The organism is Streptomyces sp. Root1304 (assembly GCF_001426405.1).
Classification (GTDB): Bacteria; Actinomycetota; Actinomycetes; order Streptomycetales; family Streptomycetaceae; genus Streptomyces.
Map to the genome: position 1 here is coordinate 1 of NZ_LMEP01000007.1, position 11,502 is coordinate 11,502.

9 protein-coding genes and 2 pseudogenes are annotated in these 11,502 nt (G+C 71.0%); 5 read left to right on the plus strand and 6 right to left on the minus strand.

Annotated elements, in window-relative coordinates:
• Positions 1–95 precede the first annotated feature (95 nt).
• Together ASD33_RS34035 and ASD33_RS34920 are read left to right on the plus strand one after the other, a co-directional pair.
• Positions 96–807: pseudogene (locus ASD33_RS34035) on the plus strand (transposase family protein).
• An 18-nt stretch (positions 808–825) separates the two neighbouring features.
• A pseudogene (locus ASD33_RS34920) lies at positions 826–911 on the plus strand (IS5/IS1182 family transposase); the annotation flags it as partial.
• 26 nt (positions 912–937) lie between these two features.
• Here ASD33_RS34920 and ASD33_RS34040 read toward each other — a convergent pair.
• The gene (locus tag ASD33_RS34040; protein ID WP_079044705.1) at positions 938–1,171 is read right to left on the minus strand and encodes a helix-turn-helix domain-containing protein; all 234 of its coding nucleotides are present in this window, start codon (positions 1,169–1,171) and stop codon (positions 938–940) included.
• Between the two features lie 418 nt (positions 1,172–1,589).
• Between ASD33_RS34040 and ASD33_RS11195 the strand changes: the two genes are divergently transcribed.
• On the plus strand, positions 1,590–2,864 hold the full coding sequence (locus ASD33_RS11195; RefSeq protein ID WP_056557451.1) for a tyrosine-type recombinase/integrase: 1,275 nt from the start codon (positions 1,590–1,592) through the stop codon (positions 2,862–2,864).
• Positions 2,865–3,056: 192 nt separating this feature from the next.
• On the opposite strand, the gene ASD33_RS35760 is transcribed toward ASD33_RS11195, so the two are convergent.
• The 4 genes from ASD33_RS35760 to ASD33_RS11215 form a co-directional block, all read right to left on the minus strand.
• Complete coding sequence (locus tag ASD33_RS35760) at positions 3,057–4,988, minus strand: PA14 domain-containing protein (protein WP_199863508.1); 1,932 nt, start codon at positions 4,986–4,988, stop codon at positions 3,057–3,059.
• A 108-nt stretch (positions 4,989–5,096) separates the two neighbouring features.
• The gene (locus tag ASD33_RS11205) at positions 5,097–6,650 is read right to left on the minus strand and encodes an MFS transporter (protein ID WP_056557455.1); all 1,554 of its coding nucleotides are present in this window, start codon (positions 6,648–6,650) and stop codon (positions 5,097–5,099) included.
• A 131-nt stretch (positions 6,651–6,781) separates the two neighbouring features.
• Complete coding sequence (locus ASD33_RS11210) at positions 6,782–7,195, minus strand: RidA family protein (RefSeq protein ID WP_056557457.1); 414 nt, start codon at positions 7,193–7,195, stop codon at positions 6,782–6,784.
• Positions 7,192–8,328: an acyl-CoA dehydrogenase family protein gene (locus tag ASD33_RS11215; protein ID WP_056557459.1), complete on the minus strand. Its 1,137-nt coding sequence runs from the start codon at positions 8,326–8,328 to the stop codon at positions 7,192–7,194. The genes ASD33_RS11210 and ASD33_RS11215 overlap by 4 nt, the downstream gene beginning before the upstream one ends.
• Positions 8,329–8,499: 171 nt before the next feature.
• On the opposite strand from ASD33_RS11215, the gene ASD33_RS11220 reads away from it, so the two are divergent.
• Both ASD33_RS11220 and ASD33_RS11225 read left to right on the plus strand, forming a co-directional pair.
• Positions 8,500–10,122 carry an AMP-binding protein gene (locus tag ASD33_RS11220; protein WP_056557461.1) on the plus strand — a complete coding sequence of 541 codons (1,623 nt, stop codon included), beginning with the start codon at positions 8,500–8,502 and terminating at the stop codon, positions 10,120–10,122.
• A gap of 53 nt (positions 10,123–10,175) precedes the next feature.
• The gene (locus ASD33_RS11225; RefSeq protein ID WP_056557463.1) at positions 10,176–11,003 is read left to right on the plus strand and encodes a PaaX family transcriptional regulator C-terminal domain-containing protein; all 828 of its coding nucleotides are present in this window, start codon (positions 10,176–10,178) and stop codon (positions 11,001–11,003) included.
• Here the strand turns inward: ASD33_RS11225 and ASD33_RS11230 are convergent.
• Complete coding sequence (locus tag ASD33_RS11230) at positions 11,000–11,500, minus strand: anthrone oxygenase family protein (RefSeq protein ID WP_056557465.1); 501 nt, start codon at positions 11,498–11,500, stop codon at positions 11,000–11,002. The two genes, ASD33_RS11225 and ASD33_RS11230, sit on opposite strands and share 4 nt — an antisense overlap.
• Positions 11,501–11,502: the final 2 nt, after the last annotated feature.

Here is an 11,502-nt window from a genome sequence, read left to right on the forward strand (position 1 = left end):
GAGCCGTTTCCGACCTGACGGGTGGTTGGACGGGCAACCCCGGAGGTGGGCATGAAGAAGGCTCCTGGTAGACGGGTTCACGACCAAGATCACCAATCCGCCACCTCTACGGTCTCCTCGCAGGTCGCCGTCGTCGGATCGGCTCCCGGTGGCGTCGCCTGACTTGTGGTCGGCAGGCCCTGTCCGTCCTGGCGCACCTGCGTTGAGGCGACACCTACGCCCGTCTCGCAGCAAGTTTTTGCGTCGGGAGCGCGACGGTCCACCGGTAGAACGCGAGGCCGTCGACCTCCTGGCCGCCCTCGCGCCACGCTGGAACAGGCCATGGAGGCCGTGCGGAAGAGGGCGTACGTGATCCTCGAGGGCACCGTGCTGCCGATCGACCGCATCGCCGCAACCGGCCGTACCACTCCAGGAAGAAGAGGCACCATGGGATGAAGGTGCAAGTCCTCGCCGATCCTTCCCGGACACCTACTCTGGGGCTCGAACGCGCTGCCGGGAGCCACACACGGCCAGACCGCGGCGCGGGGCCCACGGCATTCCCGCTGTCCTCGCCGCAGACGACAACAAATGCTGGGCCGACAAGGCATATCAGGGCGCGCCGGCCCTGCGATCCGTGTCCCGTTCCCGGGAAAGAACCTGCGCGGCTGACGCCGACGTCACAACCGCGATCACGCCAAGACCCGCAGCCTCAGCGAACGCGCCATGGCCACCCTCAAATGCTGGCGGCTCCTACGGAAACTCTGCTGCAGCACCACCCGGATCACCGCCGTCGTCCGTGCCGTCGTCGCCCTCAAACTCGCCACCTGATCAAGATGCAAAAGGCTNGGCGGCTCCTACGGAAACTCTGCTGCAGCACCACCCGGATCACCGCCGTCGTCCGTGCCGTCGTCGCCCTCAAACTCGCCACCTGATCAAGATGCAAAAGGCTCACGGCCAATCAGACCGTGCGATCCACCGCCTGAGCTTCCAGCCATGCCTCTACCTCCGGCCAGCGGTAGCGCAAATAGCGGCCGACCTTGTGGGCTCGCGGCCCCTGGTGTCGGTGATTCCATATGTAGACCGTATTCAGAGGTATGCCCAGGAAGTCGGCCAGCTCCTCCGCGCTCATCAAGGGACAACGGTCCCCCGCGCCACTAGCGGCTTCTTCCGCACGGGCAGTGGTTCGACGCATGGGCACTCCAGAACGGTTCGAAGCGGGCAGGAAAGAACCACGTGAGCGGCATTCCGCCGTGGTGGCGCACGGAACGTTTGCACTAAATTCCGGCCGGACCAAACGGAGGGCCTTTCGACGAAATGCCTACGACTCTTGCGAACTCTCGAAGGACACAGGCGAATCTTCGCTGAGGGTTCGGCGAGCCCTCGTCGAACCCTCAGCGAGCGTTCGTCTAGGTGAAATCTTCCCTACCACTCTGCACCCTTTGTCGCGAAGACCCCAAGAATGCATTTGACATCTTCAGCTCACCTGGATCAACATCCAATTCACTCAGGGCGCGATGAACGGGCACACAGTTTCGCCGTCGACGATGACCCTGATTCAAGAGAGTCTACAAATAGACTCAAAGGCCCGTCGAGAACCAGGAGTTGAGTCGATGCCGTACGACCGCTGGCACAAGTCGCGCCCGATAGACGGGGAGTCAACCTGCAAGGAACACGGCAAAGTTCCGACGCGGGATCACGGAACGGGGAAGCGGTGGCAGGCCCGATGGCGCAACCGGGAAGATGTCCAGCAGACGGAGCTGTTCCGCACCGAGGTCGAAGCCCGCAGGCATGAGATCAAGATGCGGTCCGGAGTGGACGACGGTTCATATATCAACCCTCGCGCCGGAGAGGTCAGGGTCGGTGAACTCGCCCTTACGTGGCTCAAGGGGCACGAACACAAGAATCCACGGACTTACCGACGCCACAAGGAGCGGATTCTCCTGCATGTCGTTCCTACCGCAGTTGGGAAGATGCGCGTAAAGGACGTGAACGCCTCATCTTTGCTGGACTGGTTGCACGACCGTCGCAGGCTACTCGAAAGTTCCACACTGCGCCTGGTCTTCGACAATCTTCGGGCTGTCTTTGACCTGGCCGTGGACGACAGCCTGATACACAAAAATCCGTGCCTCGCCAAATCGGTGCAGGACGCCAAGCCGAAGCGAGGAGGTGGCGGCCGGGCCAATTTGACCCTCGCCTGGGAGGACACCGAGAGGATCCGTGCCGAATTGCCAGACCGTTACAAAGCACTCGTCGACTGCGGTCGCGGCCTGGGTCTTCGGCAAGGAGAAATATTCGGCCTGTCACCAGAAGATATCGACTGGGCACATCCGGACGGCGCCATGGTGCACGTGCAACGGCAAGTAGTCCACGACGGCTCGTTCCTCGTATACGACCTCCCCAAGGGCGGAGACGACGAGGACCCGAAGGACCGGTGGGTCGAGCTGACCGACGACGTGGCCATCCCCCTGCGCGAGCATATGGAGAAGTACCCGCCGGTCAAGGTGACCCGACCGTGGGGCAGCAAAGGCGGCGACCCGGTCACGGTGCGGCTGATCTTCTACACCCGGGAGAAGACCGCCATTCAGTCGAATTGGTTCAACTCCTACCGCTGGAAGCCCGCCCTGGCGTCGGCCGGCCTCATCAAGCCCCTGGAGCCCGACGCGAAGGGACGACGCTGGGAGAAGTCCCGCGACGTGATGATGCACGCGCTCCGACACCTGTACGCGTCGATGATGATCAACGGCGGGGTAGACGTGTACACGCTCGCGGACCGACTCGGACACGCCGATCCCGCGTTTACCCTGCGTAAATACGTGCACCGGGTCGTGGGAGCCGGTTCCAAGGTCCGCATCGCGGTCCGGAGCGCCTACACCAGGGCCGCGTGACTCCTGCACCGTTCGGCTTGTGCAACAACCGTGCAAGATGATCTTCGGGAGGGAGCGTTTGCACAGGTCAGAAGCTTTGTCTATGAGTTCAGGGACATCTGAGCCTCCGGCGCACGGACGGCCCCCGCCCCGACGAGGGGTGGGGGCCGTCCGTGTCACGGTGGCGCGGGCGTCACCGCCGCGTCCGTCGTCTCACCTCGTCCAGAAGAAGTCCTGGTAGGCGGTGTTTCCCGTGCTTCCGTAGTGGCCGATCGCGCGGACCCACAGGTCGCAGGGGCCCGCGTAGGGGACGGAGGCCTGGATGCGGGCGGTTTCGCCCGTCGTCCTGTGCCGGCTGCCGTCCGTGCAGGAGAAGCTCCACTCGTAGCCCGTGATGCCCTTGCCCCGGTCCGCGTCCGCCGGCTTCACGTCGACGACGACGGCGATCCGGACGTCCTGGACGACGGTCAGCACGGGCGCCGACAGCGGCGCCGTCAGGACCGGGCGGTCGCGGACGGCCTCGGCCGTGGCGGACGGCGGGCCCTCGTTGCCGTCGGCGTCCAGGGCCACCACGTAGTAGTACGCGCGGCCCAGCGGTGCGCCGCTGTCCGTGCCGGTGAAGGTGTACGGGTCCGTGGTGTCGACCGGCGTCCAGGCGGACGAGGTGTTCGCGCGGCGGTAGACGCGATGGCCGGTGACGGGGTCCGGGCCGCCGGGGCGGAACGTGACCACGTTGTGGAGGTCGCTCGGGGCGGCGCCCTCCATCACGGGCGCGGGGACGGCGGCCGGGGTGGGCCGGCCGGTGCTCGCCTCCGTCGCGGTCGAGAGGTTGCCGTAGTGGTCCACGGCGCGGACCCGGTAGACCGTCTCGGCGCCGGTCCCGGCGAGGGCGTCGTGGTACGAGGTGCCGGTGACGTACTCGGGACCGTCCGGGTCCTCCTGGCCGGCCGGTGCCGCGAACACCTCGTAGCCGGCGGTGTCGGTGGTGGCCGGGGCCGTCCAGGTGATCCGGTTGCCCGCGGTGGTGCCCTGGGCGGTGAGGCCGGTGACCGGGGCGGGCGCGGTGGTGTCGGGAGCGCCGGTGGTGGCGGTCGCGGAGTACGCGGAGAGGTTGCCGGCCGTGTCGCGGGCGGCGATCCGGTAGTACTGCTGCCGGTGGAAGTCGGCGGTGAGGTCCCGGTAGGAGGCCGCGCCGGCGAGGGACTCGACGACGGTGGTCCAGGGTCCGGCCGGGGCGGCGGCGCGCTGCACGCGGTGGGTCGCGGCGCCCGCGGGAGCCGTCCAGCGTACGGTCACCGCGCTCGCCGAGACCGCGGCGGCGACGCCGGACGGGGCGGCGGGCGGAGTCCGGTCGACGGTGGCGACGGACAGATCGACGGTGCCCGCGGACTCGTGCGCGGCGCGGTCGACGGCGCGGAGCTCGTAGACGAAGGTCTGTCCGGTGGCGGGCGGCGCGTCGGTGGCGGTGGTGGCGGCGGTGCCGGTGATGACCACCGGGCGGGCGGGGAAGGCCTGTCCGGAGAGGCGTCGGTAGACGCGGTAGCCGGCGAGGTCCATCTCCTTGTTCTTCGCCCAGGCGAGCCGGGTGCGGCCGGTGGCCCTGTCGTACGCGACGGCGAAGCCGGCCGGGGTCAGGGGGCGGACCTTGTCGACGGTGGCGGAGGTGCGGGGCAGGTAGGAGAACTTGACGTCCGCCGTGCCGGTCCAGTTCGCGAAGTCGACGCGGAGGGTGTGGCGGCCCTGCGGGATCGTCAGGTTGACCGTCCCGGCGCGGACGGTGGCCAGGTCCGTCCACACGCTGTACTTGCGGACGCCGTCGAGGTAGACGCGGACGCCGTCCCGGGCGGCGACCGACAGGGCGAAGGGGCCACCGGAGCCGAAGTCGCGGGTGACCGTCCAGCGGACGCCGAACCGGTCACGGGGCAGGCCGTAGGCGGGGGCGCCCGCCCAGCTCTCGGCGACGGCGCTGTCGCAGTCGACGCGCTTCGGGGTGCCGGTGAAGGTGGTGTTGGCGAAGTACTCCCGCTTGAAGAGCGGGGAGGCACACGTCACCGCGGCGGAGGCGGTGGGTGCGGTGGCGAGGAGTCCGCCGGCCGCGGCGAGGACCAGGGTGGTGGCCACCGCGGTCTGTCGGGCAGTTCTCATGCGTTCCTTCGGTCGTGATCCTGCACATGTCATGGGACATGCGTGATCAAGACCGTCGGGAACGAGCCATGGTTGTACGGGGGGACGAACCGGTTCCGGCGACCCCGTTCACCCGCCCGGCATCATTCCCGTGCCGCCCTTGAGGCGTTCGATGTCCGAAGGGCGGACCTTGATGACGAAGAGGGCCACCAGGGCGCCGATCACGGCGAAGACGGCCGCCGTGACGAAGCCCGCGGAGACGCCGGAGGTGAGGACCTGGTCGGCCCAGGGGGGCGGGAGCTGGCCCGTCTCCGCGAAGCGGGCCTTCTCCAGGGGGCCCGCCTGGGACAGGAAGGACGGGACCTGGGTCTCGGCCTCGTTACGGCTGGCCGTGCCGAAGACCGTGACCAGGATCGACAGGCCGAGCGAACCGCCCACCTGCTGCATGGCGTTGAGCAGGCCGGACGCGGCGCCCGACTCCCGCTGTTCGACGTTGGACAGGGCCATGATCGTCAGCGACACGAACATCAGGCCCATGCCGAGGCCGAAGACGAGGAGCGGGCCGAGGATGCTGCCCGCATAGGTGGAGTCCACCGAGGTCAGGGTCAGCCAGGAGAGGCCGACGGCCGTGAGCAGCGAGCCCGTCACCATGAAGGGTTTGGGGCCGAATCTCGGCAGCAGGTTGGACGTGAAGCCGGCGCCGACCGCGATGATCGCGCTGACCGGCAGGAACGCAAGACCCGTCGTCAGCGGGCTGAAGCCCAGCACCTGCTGCACGAACAGGGTGAGGAAGAAGAACATGCCGAAGATGGCCGCCGCGAGGCAGAGCATGATGACGTAGGTGCCCGAGCGGTTGCGGTCGGCGAACATGTGCAGCGGGGTGATGGGCTGCCGGGAGCGCCGCTCGATGAGGATGAACGAGGCGAGCAGGACGACCGCCGCGGCGAACGAGCCGATCGTGTACGGGTCGCGCCAGCCCTCCTGGGCGGCCCGGATGAACCCGTACACCAGCGCCACCATGCCGAGCGTGGAGGTGAGCGCGCCGGCGAGGTCGAAGTGGCCGGGGTGCCGCGCGGACTCCTTGACGTGGCGCGGGGTGAGGAAGGCGATGACCAGCGCGATGGGGACGTTGACGAAGAAGATCCAGCGCCAGTCGAGCCACTGGACCAGCATGCCGCCCGCGACCAGGCCGATGGCGCCGCCGCCGGCCGAGACGCCCGCGAACACGCCGAAGGCCCGGTTGCGTTCCGGGCCTTCGTCGAACGTGGTGGTGATGAGGGACAGCGAGGTCGGCGAGGCGATCGCGCCGCCGACGCCCTGGAGCGACCGGGCGGCGAGGAGTTGCCACTCGCTCTGCGCGAGGCCGCAGAAGAGCGAGGCGAGGCCGAAGAGCAGGACGCCGAAGATGAACACCCGGCGGCGGCCGAGGATGTCGCCCGCGCGCCCGCCGAGGAGCAGCAGACCGCCGAAGGTGAGCGTGTAGGCGTTGACGACCCAGGACAGGCTGGTGGTGGAGAAGTCCAGCGCGGTCTGGATGTGCGGGAGCGCGATGTTCACGATGGTGATGTCGAGGACCACCATCAACTGACAGGACGCGATCACGAACAGGGCGATGCCCTTGCCGTCGCCGCTCTTCTTCGGCGTGGCGGTCGGTGCCGGTGTCGTCGGCTTGGGTGTACTCATGTGGCGCCTCGGGTCCGCCGGGTGAGTGAGCCGTGGGCCGGTCAGTCCACCTTTCGACACTAAGCCTCACCCGAACGGGTGACCAGTTGATCATCGGGGGCCCGCCGGCCGGGCGTGCGCGATCCCGCAGGTCACGCGTGGGCCGGCTCGTCCAGGACCGCGAAACCGTCGAGTTCCACCCTGGCCTGTTCGTCCCAGAGGCGTACGACCCCGATCACCGCCATCGCCGGGTAGTCGCGGCCCGCCAACCGGCGCCAGATCCGGCCGAGTTCGTGGGCGTGGGTGCGGTAGTCCTCGACGTCGGTGGTGTAGACGGTGACCCGGGCGAGGTCGGCGGGGGTGCCTCCGGCGTGGCGGAGGGCGGTGAGCAGGTTGCCGAGGGCGGTGGTGAACTGCTCGGCCAGGGTGTCCCCCACCACCGCGCCCTCGCTGTCGAGGGCGGTCTGTCCGGCGAGGAAGACCAGCCGGCTGCCGGTCGCGGTGACGGCGTGGGAGAAGCCGGTGGGCGGGGCGAGTTCGGCGGGGTTGTGCCGGTGCAGGCTCATGGGGACGGCTCCTCGCGGTGACGTGCGTACAGCTCCTTGGCGATGATCGTGCGCTGGACCTCGGTGGCGCCCTCGTAGATCCGGGGTGCGCGGACCTCCCGGTAGAGGTGTTCGAGGAGGTGTCCGCGCTGCAGGGCGCGGGCGCCGTGGAGCTGGACGGCGGAGTCGACGACGTACTGGGCGGTCTCGGTGGCGAGCAGCTTGGCCATGGCGGAGCGCCGGGGCACGTCGGGGTCGCCCTCGTCGTAGGCGGTGGCCGCCGCGTAGACGAGCAGGCGGGCGGCCTCGGTACGGGTGGCCATCTCGGCGATCCGGTGGGCGACGGCCTGCAGGTCGGCGAGGTGTCCGCCGAAGGCGGGGCGGTCGGCGGTGTGGGCGAGGGCGGCGTCGAGGGCGGCCTGGGCCATGCCGACGGCGAAGGCGCCGACGCTGGGCCGGAAGAGGTTGAGGGTGTTCATGGCGACCCGGAAGCCCCGGTCGGGTGCGCCGAGCAGGTCCTCGGGGCCGACGGGGACGCCGTCGAAGGTGAGGGTGCCCAGGGCGTGCGGGGCGAGCATGTCGAGGGGTTCGCCGTCGAGTCCCGGCCGGTCGGCGGGGACGAGGAAGGCGGTGACGCCCCGGGAGCCGGCGCCCGGGGTGGTGCGGGCGAAGACGGTGGCGAAGTCGGCCTCGGGGGCGTTGGAGATCCACTGCTTCTCGCCGTGCAGGTGCCAGCCGCCGCGTCCGTCGGGGACGGCTTCGAGGGCGAGCGCGGCGGCGTCGGAGCCGGCGCCGGGTTCGGAGAGCGCGAAGGCGGCGACGGCCCGTCCGGCGGTGATCGCGGGGAGCCAGCGGGCCCGCTGGGCGGGGGTGCCGAAGGCCGCGACGGGGTGGCCGCCGAGGCCCTGGAGGGCGAGGGCGGTCTCGGCCTCGGTGCAGGTGCGGGCGAGGGATTCGCGGAGGAGGCAGAGGTCGAGGGCGCCGGCGTCGAAGAGCCGGGCGATCAGCCCCAGCTCGCCGAGGGCGGCGACGAGGGGGCGGTTGACCCTGCCGGGCTCGCCCTTGTCGGCGAGCGGCTTCAGGCGGTCGGCGGCGAGGCCCCGGAGCTCCGCACACCAGGTGATCTGTTCCGGTTCGAGCGAGAATGCGGGCATGCGGTCCCTCTCCGGCACCTCAGGGCGCCCCGGCGGGGGCGCCGTCCCGCGCGTTTCGTCCCCGCGCCCTCGGGTGCCCCGCACGGCTTGTCGCGAACAGTTGACTGCCGTCACCAACACGATACGCTCGTGAGGCGACGGGCGACCCCACCTCGACAGGGGGACGGACTCATGGAGCTGACACCCTCGGCCCACCTCGACAGTTTCGCCCGCGACCGGCTGCCACCGCCGGAGCGGTGGCCCCGCCTCCTCTTCGACCTCCCCGAGCTGGTGTACCCCGACCGGCTCAACTGCGGAGCGGAACTCCTCGACCGCACGGTGGAGCGACTCGGCGCCGACCGGCCCGCCTTCCACGACGGCGAGGGCGGCGTCTGGAGCTACGGACAGCTCCAGGACCACGTCGACCGCATCGCCCACGTCCTCACCTCCGACCTGCGGGTCCGGCCCGGCAACCGGGTCCTGCTGCGCGGCCCCACCACCCCATGGCTCGCCGCCTGCTGGCTCGCCGTGATGAAGGCCGGGGCCGTCGCCGTCACCGTGCTGGCCCAGCAGCGCGCCCCCGAACTCGCGGTGATGGCCAGGGCGGCCCGGTGCAGCCACGCCCTCTGCGACGCCCACGTCATCGACGAACTCCTCGCCGCCCGGGTCGCCGGGCTCCGCGTCACCCCCTTCGGCGGGGACGGCCCCGACGACCTGCTCGCCCTCGCCGCCCACCGGCCCGGCCGCTATCCCGCCGTGGCGACCGCCGCCGACGACGTGGCCCTCATCGCCTTCACCTCCGGCACGACCGGGCGGCCCAAGGGCTGCGTCCACTTCCACCGGGACGTACTGGCCGTCGCCGACACCTTCTCCGCGCACGTCCTGCGCCCGCTGCCCGACGACGTCTTCGCCGGCTCGCCGCCGCTCGCCTTCACCTTCGGCCTCGGCGGGCTCGTCGTCTTCCCCCTGCGGGCCGGGGCGAGCGCGGTCCTCCTGGAACAGGCCGGGCCCAAACAGCTGCTCGCGGCGATCGAGCGGCACCGGGTGTCGGTGCTCTTCACCGCCCCCACCGCCTACCGGGTCATGCTCGACGAACTGGTCCAGGGCACCGCCCCGGAGCTGGGCTCGCTGCGCCGCTGCGTCTCCGCGGGCGAGAACCTGCCGGAGGCCACCTGGAAGGCCTGGTACGCGCGGACCGGTCTGCGGCTCATCAACGGCATCGGCGCGACCGAACTCCTCCACATCTTCATCTCCGCCGCCGACGGCGACATCCGCCCCGGCACCACCGGCCGCCCGGTGCCCGGCTGGCAGGCCAGGATCGTGGACCGGGAGGGCCGGGCCCTCCCGGACGGCGAGGAGGGGCTGCTCGCCGTGCGGGGCCCGGTGGGCTGCCGCTATCTGGCCGACCCGCGCCAGGAGGAGTACGTGCGGGAGGGCTGGAACGTCACCGGGGACACCTACGTCCGCGAGCCCGACGGCTACTTCCGCTATGTCTCACGGGCCGACGACATGATCATCTCGGCCGGCTACAACATCGCGGGACCACAGGTCGAGGAGACGCTCCTGGACCACCCCGACGTGGTGGAGACGGCCGTCGTGGGCCGCCCCGACGAGCTGCGCGGCCAGGTCGTCGTCGCCTACACGGTGGTACGGGAGGGGGTGCCGCGCGACGCGGCCACCGCCGCCGCGCTGCGGGCCTTCGTCCGCGCCCGCCTCGCCCCGTACAAGTCGCCGCGCGAGATCGTCTTCCTGGACGAGCTGCCGCGCACGGCGACCGGCAAGCTCCAGCGCTTCCGCCTCCGCGACCCGGCCTGACCGGGCACGACCGTGCCCGGCACCACACCGGTGCCACCCCCTAAAGTGATCACGTGGCCGAGCAGCACACCCCCCGATCCCTGATCGTCTCCCTCTACGGCGCCTACGGCCGTGCGCCCGACGGGGCGCCCCTGCCGGTGGCGGCGCTCATCCGGCTGCTCGGGGTGCTCGGGGTCGACGCGCCCTCCGTCCGCTCCTCCGTGTCGCGGCTGAAGCGGCGGGGGCTGCTGCTGCCGGGCCGTACGGCGGACGGCGCCGCCGGGTACGCCCTCTCGGAGGACGCCCGCCGGCTGCTCGACGACGGCGACCGCCGCATCTACGCCCGCGCCGAGCCGAAGCTGTCCGAGGGCTGGGTGCTCGCCGTGTTCTCGGTCCCCGAGGCCGAGCGGCACAAGCGGCACCTGCTGCGCTCCCGGCTCGCCCGGCTCGGCTTCGGCACGGCGGCGCCGGGCGTCTGGATCGCGCCCGCGCGGCTGTACGACGAGACCAGGAACGCCCTGGAGCGCCTGGAGCTCTCCCCGTACGTGGACCTCTTCCGGGGCGACCACCTGGGGTACGCGCCGACGGCGGAGGCGGTGGCCCGCTGGTGGGACCTGCCCGCCATCGCGGCGCTCCACGAGGAGTTCCTCGCGGCGCACGAGCCGGTGCTGCGGGCCTGGCGGTCCGCCCCGGCGGGCGCCGAGGACGCCTACCGGGACTATCTGCTCGCCCTCGACTCCTGGCGCCGGCTGCCGTACGCCGACCCGGTCCTGCCCGCGGAGCTCCTCCCGGACGACTGGCCCGGCCGGCGCTCGGCGGAGGTCTTCGCCTCCCTGCACGAGCTGCTGCGGGACCGGGGCGCCCCGTACGTGCGGCCGTTCCTCGCGGGGGACACCGTCTAGACGGCGTTCGCCCGGCCCCGGTCCCTCCGTGCGGCCAGGGCTCCCAGGAGGCAGCCGAAGGCCAGGGTCGAGAGGATCGCGCGGACCAGGTTCCAGGCCACCCAGGGGCCCTCGAAGGCGGCGCGGGCCGCGCTCGGGTCCTTCGCCGCGGCGAGGGCGTCGTTGAGGGGGACGTTCACCGCGGCCGTGACCACGAAGACCGCCGCGCACAGCACGGCCCCGGCGAGGGTCCACAGCCGCGCCCGGCCGGCCCGGTGCTGCCAGGCGGCCACCGCCGCGAGGAGCGGCGCCCCGAGGAACGGGGTGAAGAAGACCGGGTTCTGGATCACGTCGTTGATGTTCCGCATCACCTCGACGTAGACCCGGTCGTCGCTGCGTGCCAGCGCCGGCATCACCGAGCAGACGTACGCGAACCACACCCCCGCCAGCAGTCCGGTCGTCACCGTCGCCGCGCCGAGGACCGCTCCGGCGCCGCTCCCACCCCTGTTTTGTGTCATGT

Excerpts from the sequence above, each read along its gene's own strand:
- ASD33_RS34040 (WP_079044705.1), bottom strand. The coding sequence starts at position 1,171 with ATGCGTCGAACCACTGCCCGTGCGGAAGAAGCCGCTAGTGGCGCGGGG.
- ASD33_RS11195 (WP_056557451.1), top strand. The coding sequence starts at position 1,590 with ATGCCGTACGACCGCTGGCACAAGTCGCGCCCGATAGACGGGGAGTCA.
- ASD33_RS35760 (WP_199863508.1), bottom strand. The coding sequence starts at position 4,988 with ATGAGAACTGCCCGACAGACCGCGGTGGCCACCACCCTGGTCCTCGCC.
- ASD33_RS11205 (WP_056557455.1), bottom strand. The coding sequence starts at position 6,650 with ATGAGTACACCCAAGCCGACGACACCGGCACCGACCGCCACGCCGAAG.
- ASD33_RS11210 (WP_056557457.1), bottom strand. The coding sequence starts at position 7,195 with ATGAGCCTGCACCGGCACAACCCCGCCGAACTCGCCCCGCCCACCGGC.
- ASD33_RS11215 (WP_056557459.1), bottom strand. The coding sequence starts at position 8,328 with ATGCCCGCATTCTCGCTCGAACCGGAACAGATCACCTGGTGTGCGGAG.
- ASD33_RS11220 (WP_056557461.1), top strand. The coding sequence starts at position 8,500 with ATGGAGCTGACACCCTCGGCCCACCTCGACAGTTTCGCCCGCGACCGG.
- ASD33_RS11230 (WP_056557465.1), bottom strand. The coding sequence starts at position 11,500 with ATGACACAAAACAGGGGTGGGAGCGGCGCCGGAGCGGTCCTCGGCGCG.